This window comes from Sphingobium sp. D43FB (genome assembly GCF_002312805.1).
GTDB lineage: Bacteria > Pseudomonadota > Alphaproteobacteria > Sphingomonadales > Sphingomonadaceae > Sphingobium.
In genome coordinates this window covers 37,468-55,575 of record NZ_NMUA01000020.1, presented here as the reverse complement: position 1 = coordinate 55,575, position 18,108 = coordinate 37,468, and the positions used below count along the sequence as shown (strand labels likewise).

Here is an 18,108-nt window from a genome sequence, read left to right as displayed (position 1 = left end):
GAGACTTTCATGGCCGGAGCGGCGCGTTCGCTCGATCTCTGGCCGATCGGCAATTGTCAGGCGTCCGCCCTGATCGACCGGAAGGGCCGGATGGTCTGGGGCTGCGTCCCCCGCGTCGATGGCGACCCGGTCTTTTCCGCGCTGCTGGACGACAAGGATTGGGACGATCCGCAAGCGCGCGGCTTTTGGGCGATCGAACTGGAAGATTGCGTCTCGGTCGAGCAATCCTATCTGCGCAACACCCCCATCCTCGTCACCCGCCAGGCCGACGCGCAGGGCAATGCGATCGAGATTTTAGATTTCTGCCCGCGCCACAAGCATAAGGGGCGAATGTATCGCCCGGTGGCGTTCATTCGCATCGTTCGTCCGGTAGCCGGAAGCCCCCGCATTCGCGTGCGCCTGCGCCCGACCACGAACTGGAATAACGAGCCGGTGCCGATCAATTACGGCTCCAACCATATCCGCATGGTGCTGTCCTATATGGCGATGCGGGTATCGACCAACGCCCCCATCGGCCTGATCGCGCAGGAAAGCTGGTTCCGGCTGGAACAGGACATGCATTTCTTCATGGGGCCGGATGAGGGATTTTCCGACGCCCTGCGTCCAGCGATTGAGCGGATGCTGGAAGACACGATCGAAGAATGGCGGCTATGGGTCCGTGGCCTCGCCATTCCGCCCGAATGGCAGGAAGCCGTCATTCGCTCGGCCATTACGCTCAAGCTATGCCAGCATGAGGAAACCGGCGCGATCGTCGCCGCGTTAACGACATCGATCCCCGAACATGCCGATAGCGGGCGGAACTGGGACTATCGCTATTGCTGGGTGCGTGACGCCTATTACACCGTCGAGGCGTTGAACCGGCTCGGCGCGCTCGATGTGCTGGAAAGCTATCTCGTCTATCTGCGCAATATCGTGGACGACGCCAAGGGCGGGCATATTCAGCCGCTCTACGATGTGCGCGGCAATGCGACCCTGACCGAATGGGAGGCACAAAGCCTGCCGGGCTATCGCGGCATGGGGCCGGTGCGGGTCGGCAATGCCGCCTATGAACAGGTCCAGCATGACGCCTATGGCCAGATCGTGCTGTCCTCGGTGCAGGGCTTCATTGACCAGCGCCTGCTCCGTATGGCGGGCCACGCCGATTTCGAGGCGCTGGAAGCCGTGGGTGAACGAGCCTGGGCGGTTTATGATAAACCGGACGCGGGCTTGTGGGAATTACGCACGCGCGCCCATGTCCACAGCTATAGCGCGGTCATGTGCTGGGCGGCCTGCGATCGGTTGGCGCACGCTGCCACGGCGCTCGACCTGCCGGTCCGCGCCGGTCTCTGGCAGAATCGGGCCGAGACGATGAAGGCCCACATTCTCGATGCGGCCTGGCGCAGCGACAGCAACGCCATCTCCGCCAATTTCGAGGATGATTCGCGCGACGCCTCGCTGTTGCAATTGCTGGACCTGCGTTTCCTGACCGCGGACGATCCAATGTTTCAGGGGACGCTCGCCGCGCTGGAGGCGGACCTGCGCCGGGGCAATGATATGCTGCGATACAGCGCACCCGATGATTTCGGCGAGCCGGTCACGGCGTTCAATGTCTGCACCTTCTGGTTGATTGAAGCACTGCATCGCAGTGGACGACAGGAGGAAGCCCGCACCCTGTTCGAGGAGATGTTGACCCGGCGTACTGCCGCAGGGCTGCTGTCGGAAGATATCGACCCTGTGACCGGGGAATTATGGGGCAACTATCCCCAGACCTACTCGTTGGTCGGCATCATCAACTGCGCCGTCCTGCTGAGCAAACCGTGGAGCATGATGCGATGAGCCGCCTGATAGTCATTTCCAACCGCGTGTCGCGCCCGTCCAAGGCCGGCAATCAGGGTGGCCTCGCGGTCGCGCTCGCTGAAGCCTTGCGCGAGAGCCGGGGCACCTGGATCGGCTGGTCGGGGGAAGTGACCGATCATTTCACGGGGCATATCGGCTTTGCCGAGGATGACGGGGTCAAGACCGCGACGATCGACCTGGAAGAACAGGATATCGACGAATATTATAACGGCTATGCGAACAAGACGCTGTGGCCGCTCTTTCATTTCCGCATCGACCTGGCCGAATATGCGCGCGATTTCGAAGGCGGCTATAACCGCGTCAACCAGCGTTTCGCCGACACAGCCGCGCCGTTGATCGAACCGGAAGACATCATCTGGGTCCATGATTATCATATGATCCCGCTGGGGCAGATGCTGCGTGATCGCGGTCATCGCAACCGGATGGGGTTCTTCCTGCACATTCCCTGGCCGCCGACGCGCCTGCTCGTCTCGCTGCCGCATCATAGCAAGCTGGTGTCCAGCCTGTTCGCTTATGATGTGGTGGGTTTCCATACCGAGGAATGGCTCGAATCCTTCCGCCATTATGTCGAGAAGGAAATGGGCGGCCGGGTCGAGGGCGATTTCGTCACCGTGGGCGATCGTACCATCCAGGCGGTGGCTTGCCCGATCGGGATCAATGCCAAGGAATTTGCCGAAGCCGCCGTCAGCAAAGCCGCACGCGACATGGGCGATCGCCTGCGCGCGTCGCTGCAGGATCGCGCGATGATCGTCGGTGTCGATCGGCTTGACTATAGCAAGGGGCTGGAAGAGCGGTTCAACGGCTATGCCCGCTTCCTCAAGGACCATCCCGAACATCATCGCAAGGTGCTGCTGACCCAGGTCGCGCCACCTTCGCGCGGCGACGTAGAGAGCTACCAGCAGATTCGCGCCACCCTCGATTCGCTCGCCGGGCGGCTGAACGGCGAATATAGCGATGTGGACTGGACCCCGATCCGCTACGTCAATCAGGGCTATCCGCGCGACAAGCTGGCGGGCATCTATCGCGCCGCCAAAATCGGGCTGGTGACGCCTCTGCGCGATGGCATGAATCTGGTCGCCAAGGAATATGTCGCCGCGCAGGATCCTGAAGATCCCGGCGTGCTGATCCTCTCACGCTTTGCGGGTGCGGCGTTGCAGCTCAAGGACGCGCTGCTCATCAACCCATATAGCCCGGAAGAAATGTCCGATGCGATCAACCGGGCGCTTGCGATGCCGCTGGACGAGCGCAAGCGGCGCTGGCGCGCGATGATGGATAGCGTGGAACAGCAGGATATCAGCTGGTGGCGGCAATCCTTTACCGAACGGCTAATGGCGGTTGATCGGGACACGGCGCGGGTTGAGCCGGAGCCGACGGAAGGCTAATCCTGGTGCATGACCCAGGATGACGATGAACCGACTGGCCTTGTCGCCGCTTTGCAGGCCAGATCGGGTGTCGTCATCGCGACGGTCGGCATGATCGCATGGTTTGGTTTGTTATGGGCGATGTTCGGCGACGTGCTGTAGCGCAGGGGCGCACAATTGCACGCTCGCGCGCTTTGCTCTATGGGCGAGGCCCAAGCAGCCCCGGCACCCGCTGATCCTTATCGATTCGCGATTGTCGGGGCGCAGTATTTTTGACCAGACAGGAACGCGCATGGCCCGTCGCCGCCAGATTTACGAAGGCAAGGCAAAGATCCTTTATGAAGGCCCTGAGCCTGGCACGATCATCCAATATTTCAAGGATGACGCCACTGCCTTCAACGCCCAGAAGAAGGGCACTATTTCCGGCAAGGGCGTGCTGAACAACCGGATTTCCGAGCATATCTTCACTCTGCTCGGTCAGATCGGCGTGCCGACCCATTTCATCCGCCGCCTCAACATGCGCGAGCAGTTGGTGCGCCAGGTCGAAATCGTGCCGATCGAAGTCGTCGTGCGCAATGTCGCCGCCGGATCGCTCAGCAAGAAGCTGGGGATCGAGGAAGGTACGCAACTGCCGCGCACGCTGATCGAATATTGCTACAAGGATGATGCGCTGGGCGACCCGCTGATTTCCGAAGAGCATATCGCCTGCTTTGGCTGGGCGACGCAGGAAGAGATGCACGACATTGCCGACATGGCGATCCGCATCAATGACTTCATGTGCGGGCTGTTCGCGGGCATCGGCATCCGCCTTGTCGATTTCAAGCTGGAGTTCGGTCGCTTGTATGACGGCGATTATAGCCGCGTGATCCTGGCCGACGAGATCAGCCCAGATGGTTGCCGCCTGTGGGACATGGTCACCAACGAAAAGCTGGACAAGGATCGCTTCCGTCGCGACCTGGGCGGCGAAGTCGAAGCCTATCAGGAAGTCGCGCGTCGCCTGGGGCTGCTGCCCGAAGGACTGGACACCACCGTCCTCGACCTCGACACCCATCGCAAGAAGCGGGAGAAGGAAGAAGGCTGACCTTCAGTCTTCTTCCGCCGTTCGCTGCGAGCATAGTCGAGAAGCGGGAAGCGTTATGCGGACGTTTCTCGACTTCGCTCGACACGAACGGATGGGTGGTCAGGCCATCAGGGCGTCGGCCACCAGCTTGATGCCCAGCAGCACCATCAATCCATAAATCAGCGTGTAGAAGCGCGCCGGATCGACCCGCCGCACCAGCGCCACCCCGGCCAGCGTCGAGACGACCGCGACCGGCACCAGCATTGCGGTCGCCATCAGGTTCGCGCGGGTAAACTGCCCCAGCGCGGCATAGGCGGGCATCTTCATCCAGTTCATCGCGGCAAAGGCCAAAGCCGTCGTCCCGACCAGCATATCGCGCGGCAGCCGCTTGGGCAGCACCCACATCTGGAACGGTGGCGACCCGGCATGGGCGATCTGGCTGGTGAAGCCGCTGGCGATGCCGAACAGGACGCCGACCCATCCGGGCGAATTGGAGGGCAGCACCACGGCGCTGCCCCGTTCCACCCACAAGCGCTGCAAGCCGAACAATATCGATATCGCGCCCAGCACGCCGAGGACGGCGGTTTCCGACACGCGGGTCGCAAAAAACCAGCCAAGCAGGATGCCGATCGCCGCCCCCGGCAATATGACCTTGAGGATCGCCCCGTCCCAGCTGCGCCGATACACCCAGACGCTCACCGCATCCTGCAGGATCAATATGGGTAGGAGGATCGCCGCCCCGCGCACCGGATCGACACCAAGTGCCATCACCGGCATGGCAAGCGCGCCCACCCCGGCAAAGCCGCCCTTGGCAAGGCCGGCGAGGATGACCGCGGTGACGGCAAAGACATAATAGGATATTTCGGGGTTCATGCCCGTCGCTTAGGCAAAATGCCGCCACTTGCAAAATGGCTTTTGCCGCTGTCGCCATGCTATCCGCCGGGATAATGGCTTGCCTCCCCGCTGTACCGGGACTAGGGGACCGCAAAGTCGATCCCAAGGAGTTCGCCCTTCATGAAAGCCCGTATCTTCGTCACCCTCAAGGGCGGTGTGCTCGATCCGCAGGGCCGTGCGATCCATCATGCGCTTGAAGGCCTGGGGTTCGACGGCGTCAATGACGTGCGTGCGGGCAAGCTGATCGAACTCGACCTGGCCGATGGCACCAGCGACGAGGATATCGACGCCATGTGCCGCAAGCTGCTGGCCAATACGGTGATCGAAAACTACCGCATCGAAAAGGTTGCCTGAGCCATGAAGAGCGCGGTCATCGTCTTTCCCGGCAGCAATTGCGACCGCGACCTGGCAGTGGCGTTCGAGGCGGCGACGGGTGCCAAGCCAGTCATGGTGTGGCATCGGGATACGGAATTGCCCGACGATATCGACCTGATCGGCGTGCCCGGCGGCTTTTCCTATGGCGACTATCTGCGCTCCGGGGCGATGGCAGCGCGTTCGCCGGTAATGCAGGCAGTGGCACAGGCAGCCGATCGCGGCGCGTTCGTGCTGGGCGTTTGCAATGGGTTCCAGGTGCTGACCGAGAGCGGTTTGCTGCCCGGCGCTCTGCTGCGCAATGCCGGTGGGCATTTCGTCTGCCGCGACGTCGCGTTGACGGTCGAGAATGCGCAGAGCGCTTTCACCAGCCGCTATGACGCAGGTGAGCGTATTTCCTATCCCGTCGCTCATCATGACGGGAATTATTTCGCCGATGACGCGACGCTCGACCGGCTGGAAGGCGAAGGCCGGGTTGCGCTGCGTTATGCGGAAAGCGTGAACGGGTCCGCGCGCAACATTGCGGGCATATTGAACGACAAGGGCAATGTACTGGGCATGATGCCGCACCCCGAACGGGTGATCGAGCCAGCCCATGGCGCGACCGACGGCAAGCGCCTGTTCGAGGGATTGGTCGAAGGGTTGATGGCGCGGGCCTGACCTGCTCGTCACACTGAAGCATAAAGAAAAAGCGCCTCCCACCGGGACGGCGCTTTTTTATTAAGCAGTAAGGGCCTTCGACACGCTCAGGCCGAACGGATGTGGGAGAATGCTACCCGCCCCGGTGATAATCATATTCCATCATGCGACCTTGCTGCTTGGTCAGGATTGCACCGATCAGCGTGCCGCCAGCCTGGCGCAGTCGCTCCACGGCGGCGCGCAGGCCGCCATGGTGGTTGCGGCCCCATTCGACCACCAACAGACTTGCCTGCACACGCGCGGCGAGCAGAGGCGTGTCGCCCAGGCCCAGGATCGGCGGCGCGTCGATCAGCACCGTATCATACTGGTCGCGCACCGCATCCAATAGGGCGTCCAGTGCCGGGGTCGCCAGCAACTCGGCTGGATTGGGTGGCACCGCGCCGCAAGGCAGCAGGAACACGCCCGGCACGCCGCTGTCGATGATCGCCTCCTGCGCGTTCGCCTGCCCGGTCAGCACTTCGCTTATGCCGCGTGCGGGCGTAACGCGGAACAGGCTGTGCTGGACCGGGCGGCGCATGTCGCCGTCGATCACCAGCACGCGCTTGCCCATCCGGCCCAAGGCCAATGCCAGAGCATGAAGCGTCAGCGACTTGCCCTCCCCTTCCTGCGCGCTGGTGACCAGGATGGATCGTGGCAAACCAGCCGCCGATGCCAGCAGCAGCGACGAGGCGATGGGCGCGAAAATCTCCGGCGGTTGCGGATTGTCGCCGGTTACCGGCACTGAACCCAGCAAAGGCAGGCCAACCCGCTCGGCCAGCGTATCGGCTGACGTTACCGCATCATCGAATATGTGACGCGCTGCGACCAACAGCAGTCCAAGACCAATGCCGCCGATCGCTGCCAGCAACAAGGTCACGCCGATGCGCGGCGAAAAGGGCTTGGTCGGAACGGCGGCGCGGTCGAGCGGCTGGATACGCCCGGCCTGAAACCCCGCTTGCGAGGCCATGTCGCGATAGCGCTGGAGCAGGCTGTCATGCAGCATCCGATAGGTATCGACCGAGCGTTCATAGATGCCCAGTTGCACGTCGCGCCCTTGCGCCGCCTGCCCCTGCCGCTCCAGATCCGCGATTTCGGCAGTGATCTGGGTTTCGCCATGGACGGCGACATCATAGCGTTCTTTGAGAGAGGCACGGATGCGGTTGGCCATTTCCTCCGCCTGATCATCCAGCGCCGCGAGGCGCGCACGGGCTTCGCGCATTTCGGGATGAGCATCCTTGCGGAACTGCCGTTCCTCGACCAAGGCCGCGCGCGCCTGCGCCCGCTCCGCCATCAAAGTCTGCATCGCGCCATTGTTCAACACTTCGGGCAGCGTCTCGACGCTCGCGCGCCTTGCGCCTTCCCATGTCTTTTGCGCGGCGATGCGGTCGGCCAGCGCCTGCGCGCGAAAGGCATTGAGCTGCGCCAGCCGGGTGGTGATGCTATCTTCCGATGGCGGTGCATCCTTGCCCGGCTCCATCCCCAATCGGGCAGCATAAACCGCCACTTCGCGTTCCGCCCGCGACAGATCGCGGCGTGCGCCATCCAGTTCGCCCAGCAGGAAACGTCGGGCCTGTACCCCGGATTCGAACCCGCGCTTCAGATCAGCCCTGATCAGATTGTCGGCATAGCTGTTCGCGACGCGCGCCGATAGAACAGGGTCGGCGCTGACGAAGCTGATCCGCAACACGCGCGACTTGCCGGGTAGTTCGACTTCCAGATTGTCGCGCAGCAACGCTACCACCTGCTCCTGCTCGACCTGGCGCTGGCTCAGGCTCCCGGTGCCGCCAGTCGGACGTCTGTGCCCCATGCCCTTCAAAAAGGTCGGCGTGCCGACCAGCGCCAGATCCTGGGCCACCGCCTCGGCGAGCGTACGACTGCGCAGCACTTCGAGTTCGGTCTGCATCATCGCTTCGATATTGTCGGTCGCCGTGCGCGGCGTTGCGTCCGTGCCTGCAGCCCCGGCCGGCACATCCTCGACTTCGACCGAGGCCGTCGCGCGATAATCCGGCGTGGACATCAGGATCGCCAAGACGCCAGCCAACAGGCACAACGCCATGGTGACGAACAGGATGACTCGATGGCGACGGAGCACCAGCCAACCTCGCCGGGCCGCAGCCGTCATCCGCGCGGCGCGGCCATGGCCCGGCGTCGCGTCGAGATCGCGCTCGGTCAAGATCGGCGTCATCATCGCCCTCCATCCAGCGCGATGAAGCCCGTCGCCAGAGCGGGCAACGCGATCAGGCCACCGCCGATGATCGCCTTGGCCCGTGACAGGCCGATGATAATGCTGTCGCCCGGCAGAATTTCAGGATCGGGCGCTTCGCCCTTGCGGATGGCACCGAGGTCGAACATCGCGGCCTGCCGCTGGCCTTCGATCTGCCGCACTACGACGATTTGCGAGAGGCTGGCGAGCCGGGTCGGGCCTTTGCCCAGCGCCACCGCCTGGCTCAGCGTCAGCCGTCCTTCGACCGGATACAAGCCCGGTTCGCGGACTTCGCCGTCGAGCGTCACACGCCGGCCCACCGCCTTCTTCACGAACAAGGTGACCTGCGGCGACACCAGATAGCGTTCGCCCAATCGTGCGGCGATGGCATCAGCGGCGTCCCCGGCGGACAGCCCTGCCACGGGGACATCGCCGATCAGCGGCATGCGGACCATGCCGCTCGCACTGACCTGCGCATCTTCCAGCGACAAGCCGGGTTCATGATAGACCTGGATACGAAGCACGTCGTCGGGCGCGATGCGATAATCGACTGCGACGGCAGGCGCGGGCGGCACGATGGCATAGGCAGCGTCGCCGCGCGGCGCATCCTCCACGGTCGCGCATGCGCCGACGAGCCCGCAGGCCGCCAGTGTCGCAATCGCATTTTTGATGCTGTTCGTGCGCGTCATAGGCGCTGCCACCCCGTCATGCCCCAATTGAAACCGGGGGTTAGCGACGCGACAGGGACATGGCAACCAAAGGCGGGACGGACCGAGGATGGCCCCCGGCGCTTAGAGTGCCATGCGTCCCGGCGCAGGCTCCGCGATCCGGCGCGGCTGATCCGACCAGATGCCGCGCGTGTCATAGACCGCCTTGTCGGCGCGCTCGTCGACGGGAACCGATTTGAACATGTCATGATCGACAAGAATGACGAATACGCCACATTGTTCCAGAGCCGTATCGAGATCCATCAATTCCGCGCCGGTCCCGGCAAATTCCATCGGCAATGCCTGGGCATAGGGTTCGACCAGCTTGATGCGGCGACCATAGCGGCGCGCGAGCCGGGCAGCGACCTTCACCGCCGGGCTTTCGCGGAAATCATCAATGTTCGCCTTGAAGGCCAAGCCGAGGCAGGCGACGTCTTCATGCGGAAACGCATCGATCATGTCGGATGCCTTGGCCACGACATAGTCGGTCTTGCCGTCATTCACTTCGCGCGCGGTGCGGATGATGCGCGCATTTTCAGGGTCGCTGTGGACGATGAACCAGGGGTCAACCGCGATGCAATGGCCACCGACGCCGGGACCAGGCGAGAGGATATTGACGCGCGGATGGCGGTTGGCGAGACGGATCACCTCCCACACGTCGATGTCCATATTCTCGGCGATGACCGACAATTCGTTGGCGAAGGCGATATTCACGTCACGAAAGCTGTTTTCGACGAGCTTGACCATTTCGGCCGCACGCGCGGTCGTGGTGATGCAGGCGCCGCGCACGAACTGGCGATAAAAGCCCAGCGCCTTGCGCGCGCAGCGTGGGGTTATGCCGCCGATGCAGCGATCATTGTCGATCAGTTCGACGAGGATGCGGCCGGGCAAGACTCGTTCCGGGCAATAGGCAATGGCGATGTCGCCCTGCACGCCCCGGCCCGGCATTTTGAGGTCCGGTCGCATGCCGCCGATCACGTCGCGCATCGCTTCCGTCGTGCCGACGGGGGATGTCGATTCCAGAATGACCGTGTCGCCCACCTTCAACACCGGCGCGATGGTGCGGGCCGCTTGCAGGACATAGCTGATGTCGGGCGCATGGTCTTCCGACACGGGTGTCGGCACCGCGATGATGAAGACATCGCTTTCCTCGACGGCCAGCGAGGCGCGCAGATTGCCGCGCGCCACGACGCCCTGCACCAGCCCGTCGAGATCGACCTCCTCGATATGTACCCGGCCCGAATTGACCGTTTCCACCACATGAGCGGACACGTCCACGCCCACCACCTGGCAGCCCCCACGCGCGATCAGCGCGGCGGTCGGCAAGCCGATATAGCCAAGGCCAATGACGGAAACCTTCTGCTTGGTGTCGACGGGCATGAAGTGGCAGTCCTTTTACGGCGATGATCTGGCCGACCTTCTGCCCGGAAAGGCTGAATATTTCGGTAACGGTGCGGCCTATTCCCCTGCGATGACGCGCGCAATCCGCTCCGCCGCCTTGCCGTCACCAAAGGGATTATGGGCGCCCGCCATCGCGTCATAGGCTTGGCTGTCGTCCAGCAGCGCCAGCACCTCCCGGACGATCCGGTCGCGATCTGCGCCGACGAGCTTTGCCGTGCCCGCATCCACCCCTTCGGGTCGCTCCGTCGTCTCCCGCATCACCAGCACCGGCTTGCCCAGCGACGGGGCTTCTTCCTGCACGCCGCCGCTGTCGGTCAGCACCAGATGGCACATATCGAGCAAGCGGACGAAATGCGGATAGTCGAGCGGCTCGATCATGGCGACATTGGGCAGGTCGCCCAGCACGGCATCCATGACCGGCCGGACATGGGGGTTGGGATGAACTGGGAAGATGACCGCGACATCGGGGCGCGCCGCAATGTCGGCGATGGACCGGGCGATCGCCTCCATCCCACCGCCGAAATTCTCGCGCCGGTGGCTGGTGACCGCGATAATCCGCTTGCCCTCGAAACACGCCGCCAAGGCATCCAGCCCATGTGCCAGCGACGGGTCCGCCAGTACGCGCTCGCGCGTCGCCAGCAAAGCGTCGATCACGGTATTGCCGGTAATATGGATGCTGGCTGCCGAGCGGCTCTCGGCCAGCAGCGCATCCGCCGCGGCCTGGGTCGGCGCGAAATTCATGTCGGCTATGCAGGCGACCACGCGGCGATTCACCTCTTCGGGCCAGGGATGATGAATGTCGCCGCTGCGCAGGCCTGCCTCTACATGGGCCACCGGAATCTTGCGATAATAAGCCGCAAGGCTGGCCACCATGGTCGTCAGCGTATCGCCATGCACGACGACGCGGTCGGGCTTTTCGGCGTCGAAGGCCTTGCCGAGTTCAACGATCAGCTTGGCGGTCAGCCCGTCGAGCGTCTGGTTCGGCACCATCACGTCGAGATCGATGTCCGGCACGATGCCTGCGATCGCCAATACTTGGTCCAGCAACCCGCGGTGCTGCGCGGTCACTATGACCCGTGTCTCGACCCCGGATCGCGCGCGCAGGGCGTGGACGACCGGGAACATCTTGATCGCTTCCGGGCGAGTCCCGAATACCATGGCGACTTTCATCATTCATCCCTTGCCCGATTGCCGACCGGCCTGCCTTGGCAGATAAAAGTGTATAGGGGCTAAACGCTATGCTTGTGTCGTTGCTGCAATGCGGCGAATTGTAATATAGAAAGACTATGTTAAACCGCCATTGCGCCTGTCCAATTCTATACGGAGCCTGACTATCTCATGAAAATCACGATGATCGGCACGGGGTATGTGGGCCTTGTGTCAGGGGCCTGTTTTGCGGATTTCGGCCATGATGTGGTCTGCGTCGACAAGGATGCGGGCAAGATCGCGGCGATCGAAGCGGGGCGGATGCCGATTTTCGAGCCGGGGCTGGACAAGCTGGTCGGCGACAATGCCGCATCGGGCCGCCTGACCTTCACCACGGACCTCGCCGCGGGCGTCAAGGGCGCGGACGCGATCTTCATTGCTGTCGGCACGCCTTCGCGGCGCGGCGATGGCCATGCCGACCTCTCCTATGTCTATGCTGCAGCGCGGGAAATCGTCGCTGCGCTCGATGGCCCGGCAGTCATCGTCACCAAGTCCACCGTGCCCGTCGGCACCGGCGACGAGGTCGAACGAATCGCGCGGGAATTGAAGCCTGACCTTGATATCCAGGTCGTGTCCAACCCCGAATTTTTGCGCGAAGGCGCGGCGATCGGCGATTTCAAGCGGCCCGACCGCGTTGTCGTCGGCACCACCGGCTCGGAACGCGCCATCGCGGTGATGAGCCAGGTCTATCGCCCGCTCAACCTCAATCAGGCGCCGCTGATGTTCACCGGGCGCCGTACCGCCGAACTGATCAAATATGCCGCCAACGCCTTTCTGGCGACCAAGATCACCTTCATCAACGAGATGGCGGACCTGTGCGAGGCGGTCGGCGCCGATGTGCAGGACGTGTCGCGCGGCATTGGCCTCGACAACCGTATCGGCTCCAAATTCCTGCATGCAGGACCGGGCTATGGCGGCTCCTGCTTCCCCAAGGATACGCTGGCGCTGGTCAAGACCGGCCAGGATCATGACACGCCGATCCGCATCGTCGAGACGGTGGTCCAGGTCAACGACCTGCGCAAGCGCGCCATGGGCCGCAAGATCGTCAAGGCGCTGGGCGGCGACGCGCGTGGCAAGACAGTCGCGCTGCTGGGCCTGACCTTCAAGCCCAATACCGACGACATGCGCGATGCGCCGAGCCTCGCCATCGTCCAGGCGCTGGAGGATGCGGGCGCGAAGATCGTCGCTTATGATCCCGAGGGCATGGAGGTCGCAGCCCCCATGATGCCCAGCGTCACCATGGCCAAGGACGCCTATGAAGCGGCCGAGGGTGCCGACGTGCTGGTGCTGGTCACCGAATGGGATATTTTCCGCGCGCTCGACATGAAGCGCCTCGCCAGTGCGATGAACGGCAATGCGCTCGTCGATCTGCGCAACATCTATCCGCTCGCCGAAGTCACCGAGGCGGGGTTTACGCTGGCGCGCGTCGGCGGCGGCGCGACCCAGTGATCAGACCGCTATGATCTGGCCATGGCAGGAAGGGCGCGGCGATGACCGCGCCCTTCCCCGCTGGCATCATTGGATATTGGCAGCGTTGCTGATCGGGGTTGCGATGCTCGTTATCCCAATCTTTGCGGCCTTCCTCTGACCGGTCAGGCCTTGATCTTCCAGCCACGGCGCAACAGCGCATAGCATAGCCCGCCGAAGATCAGGTTCAGCGTCAGCAGCACGATGCTGCCGACGACGATGTTGGTATCGGCCGCCGCGACGAAGCCATAGCGGAAGCCCGATATGATGTAGAAGAAGGGATTGGCGTGGCTGATCGCCTGGAAAAAGGGCGGCAAGCGGTCGATCGAATAAAAGGTGCCCGACAGCAAAGCGAGCGGCCCGATCACGAAATTGGTGATCGCCGCGCCATGATCGAACTTCTCGGCCCAGATCGACGTCAGCACGCCGAGAAAGGCGACGAAGCTGGTGCCGAGCAGCCCGAACCAGACCACCGCCCATAGATGCGCCGGGGTCACATGCACGCCCGGCCAGAGCGCCATCGCTCCCCACAAGGCGCAGCCCACGAACACCGCGCGCGTCACTGACGACCCCGCCAGCGCGAACAACAGTTCGCCGACGGAAATCGGCGGCATCAGATAATCGACCAGCGTCCCCTGCACCTTGCCTACCATCAGCGCGAAGCTCGCATTGGCAAAGCAGGCATTGATCATGCCCATGACGATCAGGCCCGGCGCGATGAAATCGGCAAAGGGCACCGCTTCGCCGCGCAAGCCGACTGTCCGGCCGCTCCCGCCCAGCGCGACGATGAAGATCACCAGGAACATCAGCGTCGTGATCGCCGGTGCCCATACCGTCTGGAGTTGCACCTTCAGGAAGCGATGCACCTCTTTACGATACAGCGCCCACGTTCCCGCCCAGTTGATGTTGCGGATCACGGGTACGCCAGGTTCGGCGAAGGCGGCGGCAACCGGGGTTGCGGGGGCAATTTTGGACTGGTCGTTCATGGTGGGATCGACTATCGGCTGGTGCGTTGTGCTGCAAGCGCGCCGTTCAAGGATTTGAACCTCACGCGCTCGTTCCCATATAGGGAAGCATATTGGAATTTGTGAGGAGTTTTTCATTGTCCTGGACCGACGAGCGTATCGACCAGCTCAAGGGGATGTGGGAGCGCGGCCTGACCGCCAGCCAGATCGCTGAAGAATTGGGCGGCGTCAGCCGCAATGCGGTGATTGGCAAGGCCCATCGCCTGGGCCTGCAATCGCGCCCGTCGCCCGTTAAGGCCAATGACGCGCCTAAAAAGGCTGCAGCAGCGCGTAAGCCTGTGGCAGCCGCCGAACCCGAAGCGCCCGCGCAGCGCGCAGCGCCTGCGCCGGCAGCGCCTGCAACGCCAGCACCGCCGCGCGCCGCCGCGCCGACGCCGCCGCCAGCGGCTGCTGCACCGGCGGCCGAGCCGGTGGTATCCGACACGCCCCCTCCCCCGCCCCAGCCGCGCATCGTTTCCGTCGGTCCGGGCGGCTTCCTGCGTCAGGGTCCGGGCGATCAGCAGGCGCCGATCCCGCCAGCGCCGCCGCGTCGCCTGGTTCCGGCCAAGCCCAGTGCAGAGATTGCCGACAAGACGTCGCTGCTCGACCTGACCGAGCGGATCTGCAAATGGCCGATGGGTCATCCGGGCGAACCCGACTTCCACTTCTGCGGGGTCGCGGTCAATCCGGGCTTCCCTTATTGCGTGGAACATTGCGGCCGCGCCTATCAGGCGCAGTTGCCGCGCGGCACGCGTCGTCCTCCCCCGCCGCTTCCCTTTGGCGGCCCGCGCGTCCGATAATCCATAAAAAAAGGCCGCCCCGAAAGGCGGCCTTTTTATTGTCCGATAGATAAAGGGCGGAGGCGAAAGCCACCGCCCTTTTTTTGATCAGAAGCGGAAGCTGGTCGTGACCATCACGCTCTGCGTGTCGAACTTGTCGCCACGATTCATGCTCGCGCCGCCCGAAGGGGTGATGCGGAACGGGTTGGTCGCAGGCGCGCTGCCTGCACCGACATCGACGCGATAGTCATCGACATTGTAGCGGGTCCACAGATAGCGAGCACCAATCGAGAAATTGTCCGAAACCTTGGCTTCGATACCGCCGCCCATGGTGTAGCCCCAGGCGTCTTCCTTGCGATCGACTTCAGTGAAGCTGTTGGCACCATTGCTGGTAGCGAAGCTGTTCTTGACCTTGGCATAAGCCAAACCGCCAGTGATGTACGGCATGAAGCCGCCGGGCGTGGTGTAGCCCAGGCGCGCGCGCAGGTTACCATTCCAGTCGATCCGGCGCGTCATTTCATAGAAAGCCGGAGTCGTGGAATATTCGGTCACGCTGTCGCTGATATAGGCCTTACCGGCTTCAGCGACCACACCGGCGACGATGCTGCCGAACTGACGGTCATAACCCACATGACCCATCCAGCCGATGGCGTCCTTGTCGTCGTTACAACCTGCGCCCGGCGTTGCGCCACGGGCGGAACCGCCGCAGGTGCCCGGCGAAAAGGCATTGGCACCAGTGCCCGTCCGAATGACGTCGTCATATTCGCCGTCGGCATCGGCATCGAAACGGATATGTTCTTCGCCGTCGTTCTTCTGCCAGTTATAGCCGAACGAACCGCCGATATAGGGACCGGTCCAATCGACCGCGCCGGTGCTGTCCTGCGCCATCACAGGGGTAGCCAGCACAAATGCCAGCGTGGCACCGAGCGGTGCAAAATGGCTCAACTTCATGTAAAATTCTCCTCGCCTGGGGGCGTCAATAACCCTCTTGCACGGCGCTAACGGTCTGAATGCAGGGTTTGTTTCACGCTTTATCGTAACTTTTCGTTGCTGTGCCGCATAAGACACAATGCTTGCGCGCCACGCCTGCCCGCCTATAGCTATTGTCATGTCCGAAGACCTGTTCGCTGCCGCACCATCAACCACCCCTGAATATGATGCTTCCGCCATCGAAGTGCTGGAGGGGCTGGAGCCGGTGCGTCGCCGTCCCGGCATGTATATCGGCGGCACGGATGAGCGCGCGTTGCACCATCTCGCGTCCGAAGTGCTCGACAACAGCATGGACGAGGCGGTGGCGGGGCATGCCACGCGGATCGAAATCACGCTGGAACCGGGCAACCGCCTGACCATCACCGACAATGGCCGTGGCATTCCGGTCGATCCGCATCCCAAATTCCCCGGCAAGTCGGCGCTGGAAGTGATCATGACCACGCTCCATTCGGGCGGCAAGTTCACCGACAAGGCCTATGCCACCTCTGGCGGCCTGCATGGCGTGGGCATCAGCGTGGTCAACGCGCTGTCGAGCAGCACCGTGGTCGAGGTCGCGCGGAACAAGGAACTGTTCCGGCAAAGCTTCTCCCAGGGGCTGCCCGTCACTGCGCTGGAAAAGGTCGGCGGTGCGCCCAACCGGCGCGGCACATCGGTCAGTTTCATCCCCGACACCGAAATTTTCGGCGAACAGAAGTTCAAGCCCGCGCGCCTGCACCGGCTCGCCCGGTCAAAAGCCTATCTGTTCGCGGGCGTCGAAATCCGCTGGAAATGCGCGCCGGAGCTGGTCAGCGATGACACGCCTACGGAAGCTGTCTTCCAATTTCCCGGTGGCCTTGCCGATCATCTGAAGGAACAGGTCGGCGACCGCGAATGCGCGACCAGCGTCTTTTTCGCGGGCAATCAGGATTTTCCCGACGGCGCGGGGCGGGTCGAATGGGCCGTCGCCTGGCCGCTCTGGTCGGATGGCAGCTATAGCTGGTATTGCAACACCATCCCGACGCCCGATGGCGGCACGCATGAAGCCGGGATGCGCGCCGCGTTGGTCAAGGGCATTCGCGCCTTTGCCGATCTGGTGGGGCAGAAAAAGGCGAAGGACATCACCGCTGACGACATCATGACGTCATCGGAAATCATGCTGTCGGTGTTTATTCGCGAGCCGCAGTTCCAGAGCCAGACCAAGGACCGGCTGACATCGCCGGAAGCGGCGCGGCTGGTGGAAAATGCCGTCCGCGATCATTTCGACCATTATCTGACTGACCATATGGACCGGGGCAAGGCGCTGCTGGCCTATGTGCTCGACCGGATGGACGAGCGTTTGAAGCGCAAGCAGGAGAAGGAGGTCAAGCGCAAGACCGCGACCAATTCGCGCAAGCTGCGCCTGCCCGGCAAGCTGACGGACTGTTCCAACGACGATCCCGAAGGCGCTGAAATCTTTCTGGTCGAAGGCGATTCGGCGGGCGGTTCCGCCAAGCAGGCACGCGACCGCAAGACGCAGGCGATCCTGCCTCTGCGCGGCAAGATATTGAACGTCGCATCGGCCAATAATGCGAAGATACTGGCCAATCAGGAAATTGCCGACATGATCCTGGCGCTGGGCTGCGGCACGCGCAAGGACTGCAATCCGGACCATCTGCGCTATGAACGCATCGTCATCATGACCGACGCCGACGTCGATGGCGCGCATATCGCGACGCTGCTGATGACCTTCTTCTTTCAGGAAATGCCCGAACTGGTGCGGCGCGGCCATCTCTACCTTGCCCAGCCGCCGCTCTATCGCCTCGTCGCGGGTGGCAAGAGCGCCTATGCCAAGGATGACGCCCATCGCGCCGCGCTGATGCAGACCAAGGAGTTCAAGGGCAAGAAGGTCGATGTCAGCCGCTTCAAGGGGCTGGGCGAAATGAACCCGATGCAGTTGCGCGAAACCACCATGGACCCCAAGACACGCATGCTGATCCGCATCACCCTGCCTGCCGATGTCGAGGAACGTGCGGGGGTGCGTGATCTGGTCGATCGCCTGATGGGGACGAACCCGGCGCATCGCTTTGCGTTCATTCAGGAGAATGCGGCGGCGGTGGACGAAGAAGCGATCGATGCTTGAACCGGCGTTAACAGGTGCGTGATGGAGCACCCTGGGCTCCTGCTTTCGCAGG

16 protein-coding genes are annotated in these 18,108 nt (G+C 63.0%); 9 read left to right on the top strand and 7 right to left on the bottom strand.

Translation table 11 applies throughout. From position 1 onward, the window contains the following. The first annotated feature begins 9 nt into the window (after positions 1 to 9). From SxD43FB_RS16325 to purC, 4 genes are all read left to right on the top strand, one after another. Complete coding sequence (locus SxD43FB_RS16325) at positions 10 to 1,815, top strand: glycoside hydrolase family 15 protein (protein WP_255245760.1); 1,806 nt, start codon at positions 10 to 12, stop codon at positions 1,813 to 1,815. Next, on the top strand, positions 1,812 to 3,218 hold the full coding sequence (gene otsA / locus SxD43FB_RS16320) for an alpha,alpha-trehalose-phosphate synthase (UDP-forming) (RefSeq protein ID WP_096063093.1): 1,407 nt from the start codon (positions 1,812 to 1,814) through the stop codon (positions 3,216 to 3,218). Before SxD43FB_RS16325 ends, otsA begins: the two co-directional genes overlap by 4 nt. A 9-nt stretch (positions 3,219 to 3,227) precedes the next feature. After that, entirely contained in the window at positions 3,228 to 3,359 is a 132-nt protein-coding gene (locus SxD43FB_RS25945; protein ID WP_255245759.1) for a hypothetical protein, read from the top strand. A gap of 130 nt (positions 3,360 to 3,489) precedes the next feature. Further along, on the top strand, positions 3,490 to 4,278 hold the full coding sequence (gene purC, locus SxD43FB_RS16315; RefSeq protein WP_037477075.1) for a phosphoribosylaminoimidazolesuccinocarboxamide synthase: 789 nt from the start codon (positions 3,490 to 3,492) through the stop codon (positions 4,276 to 4,278). 99 nt (positions 4,279 to 4,377) lie between these two features. On the opposite strand, the gene SxD43FB_RS16310 is transcribed toward purC, so the two are convergent. Beyond that, positions 4,378 to 5,130, bottom strand: a complete 753-nt coding sequence (locus SxD43FB_RS16310) for a sulfite exporter TauE/SafE family protein (protein ID WP_096063092.1) — start codon at positions 5,128 to 5,130, stop codon at positions 4,378 to 4,380. 141 nt (positions 5,131 to 5,271) lie between these two features. On the opposite strand from SxD43FB_RS16310, the gene purS reads away from it, so the two are divergent. Beyond that, complete coding sequence (gene purS / locus SxD43FB_RS16305; RefSeq protein ID WP_006959918.1) at positions 5,272 to 5,505, top strand: phosphoribosylformylglycinamidine synthase subunit PurS; 234 nt, start codon at positions 5,272 to 5,274, stop codon at positions 5,503 to 5,505. A 3-nt stretch (positions 5,506 to 5,508) separates the two neighbouring features. Beyond that, entirely contained in the window at positions 5,509 to 6,183 is a 675-nt protein-coding gene (gene purQ / locus SxD43FB_RS16300) for a phosphoribosylformylglycinamidine synthase subunit PurQ (RefSeq protein WP_096063091.1), read from the top strand. Positions 6,184 to 6,295: 112 nt separating this feature from the next. Here the strand turns inward: purQ and SxD43FB_RS16295 are convergent, their stop codons facing one another. The 4 genes from SxD43FB_RS16295 to wecB all read right to left on the bottom strand — a co-directional run bounded on the left by SxD43FB_RS16295 (position 6,296) and on the right by wecB (position 11,682). Then, on the bottom strand, positions 6,296 to 8,323 hold the full coding sequence (locus tag SxD43FB_RS16295) for a polysaccharide biosynthesis tyrosine autokinase (protein ID WP_255245764.1): 2,028 nt from the start codon (positions 8,321 to 8,323) through the stop codon (positions 6,296 to 6,298). A 62-nt stretch (positions 8,324 to 8,385) separates the two neighbouring features. Then, positions 8,386 to 9,093, bottom strand: a complete 708-nt coding sequence (locus SxD43FB_RS16290) for a polysaccharide biosynthesis/export family protein (protein ID WP_096063090.1) — start codon at positions 9,091 to 9,093, stop codon at positions 8,386 to 8,388. Between the two features lie 102 nt (positions 9,094 to 9,195). Beyond that, positions 9,196 to 10,491, bottom strand: a complete 1,296-nt coding sequence (wecC, locus tag SxD43FB_RS16285; RefSeq protein WP_096063089.1) for a UDP-N-acetyl-D-mannosamine dehydrogenase — start codon at positions 10,489 to 10,491, stop codon at positions 9,196 to 9,198. A gap of 78 nt (positions 10,492 to 10,569) precedes the next feature. Then, positions 10,570 to 11,682: a UDP-N-acetylglucosamine 2-epimerase (non-hydrolyzing) gene (gene wecB, locus SxD43FB_RS16280; protein ID WP_096063088.1), complete on the bottom strand. Its 1,113-nt coding sequence runs from the start codon at positions 11,680 to 11,682 to the stop codon at positions 10,570 to 10,572. 168 nt (positions 11,683 to 11,850) lie between these two features. Here wecB and SxD43FB_RS16275 point away from each other — a divergent pair, with 168 nt between their 5' ends. Next, positions 11,851 to 13,167: a UDP-glucose/GDP-mannose dehydrogenase family protein gene (locus SxD43FB_RS16275; RefSeq protein WP_096063087.1), complete on the top strand. Its 1,317-nt coding sequence runs from the start codon at positions 11,851 to 11,853 to the stop codon at positions 13,165 to 13,167. 143 nt (positions 13,168 to 13,310) lie between these two features. On the opposite strand, the gene SxD43FB_RS16270 is transcribed toward SxD43FB_RS16275, so the two are convergent. Beyond that, the gene (locus tag SxD43FB_RS16270; protein ID WP_096063086.1) at positions 13,311 to 14,171 is read right to left on the bottom strand and encodes an ABC transporter permease; all 861 of its coding nucleotides are present in this window, start codon (positions 14,169 to 14,171) and stop codon (positions 13,311 to 13,313) included. A gap of 116 nt (positions 14,172 to 14,287) precedes the next feature. On the opposite strand from SxD43FB_RS16270, the gene SxD43FB_RS16265 reads away from it, so the two are divergent. Further along, a complete protein-coding gene (locus tag SxD43FB_RS16265) occupies positions 14,288 to 14,989 on the top strand; it encodes a GcrA family cell cycle regulator (protein WP_096063085.1) in 702 nt (233 codons plus the stop codon). Between the two features lie 87 nt (positions 14,990 to 15,076). Here the strand turns inward: SxD43FB_RS16265 and SxD43FB_RS16260 are convergent, their stop codons facing one another. After that, the gene (locus SxD43FB_RS16260; protein ID WP_096063084.1) at positions 15,077 to 15,919 is read right to left on the bottom strand and encodes an outer membrane beta-barrel protein; all 843 of its coding nucleotides are present in this window, start codon (positions 15,917 to 15,919) and stop codon (positions 15,077 to 15,079) included. 157 nt (positions 15,920 to 16,076) lie between these two features. On the opposite strand from SxD43FB_RS16260, the gene parE reads away from it, so the two are divergent. Continuing rightward, positions 16,077 to 18,056: a DNA topoisomerase IV subunit B gene (parE, locus tag SxD43FB_RS16255; protein ID WP_096063083.1), complete on the top strand. Its 1,980-nt coding sequence runs from the start codon at positions 16,077 to 16,079 to the stop codon at positions 18,054 to 18,056. Positions 18,057 to 18,108 lie beyond the last annotated feature (52 nt).

Bases quoted from the DNA above. Each gene is read 5' to 3' on its own strand.
- SxD43FB_RS25945 (WP_255245759.1), top strand. From the start codon at position 3,228: ATGACCCAGGATGACGATGAACCGACTGGCCTTGTCGCCGCTTTGCAG.
- SxD43FB_RS16270 (WP_096063086.1), bottom strand. From the start codon at position 14,171: ATGAACGACCAGTCCAAAATTGCCCCCGCAACCCCGGTTGCCGCCGCC.
- SxD43FB_RS16325 (WP_255245760.1), top strand. From the start codon at position 10: ATGGCCGGAGCGGCGCGTTCGCTCGATCTCTGGCCGATCGGCAATTGT.
- purC (WP_037477075.1), top strand. From the start codon at position 3,490: ATGGCCCGTCGCCGCCAGATTTACGAAGGCAAGGCAAAGATCCTTTAT.
- SxD43FB_RS16275 (WP_096063087.1), top strand. From the start codon at position 11,851: ATGAAAATCACGATGATCGGCACGGGGTATGTGGGCCTTGTGTCAGGG.
- SxD43FB_RS16295 (WP_255245764.1), bottom strand. From the start codon at position 8,323: ATGACGGCTGCGGCCCGGCGAGGTTGGCTGGTGCTCCGTCGCCATCGA.
- parE (WP_096063083.1), top strand. From the start codon at position 16,077: ATGTCCGAAGACCTGTTCGCTGCCGCACCATCAACCACCCCTGAATAT.
- wecB (WP_096063088.1), bottom strand. From the start codon at position 11,682: ATGAAAGTCGCCATGGTATTCGGGACTCGCCCGGAAGCGATCAAGATG.
- SxD43FB_RS16310 (WP_096063092.1), bottom strand. From the start codon at position 5,130: ATGAACCCCGAAATATCCTATTATGTCTTTGCCGTCACCGCGGTCATC.
- purS (WP_006959918.1), top strand. From the start codon at position 5,272: ATGAAAGCCCGTATCTTCGTCACCCTCAAGGGCGGTGTGCTCGATCCG.
- SxD43FB_RS16260 (WP_096063084.1), bottom strand. From the start codon at position 15,919: ATGAAGTTGAGCCATTTTGCACCGCTCGGTGCCACGCTGGCATTTGTG.
- purQ (WP_096063091.1), top strand. From the start codon at position 5,509: ATGAAGAGCGCGGTCATCGTCTTTCCCGGCAGCAATTGCGACCGCGAC.
- SxD43FB_RS16290 (WP_096063090.1), bottom strand. From the start codon at position 9,093: ATGACGCGCACGAACAGCATCAAAAATGCGATTGCGACACTGGCGGCC.
- otsA (WP_096063093.1), top strand. From the start codon at position 1,812: ATGAGCCGCCTGATAGTCATTTCCAACCGCGTGTCGCGCCCGTCCAAG.
- wecC (WP_096063089.1), bottom strand. From the start codon at position 10,491: ATGCCCGTCGACACCAAGCAGAAGGTTTCCGTCATTGGCCTTGGCTAT.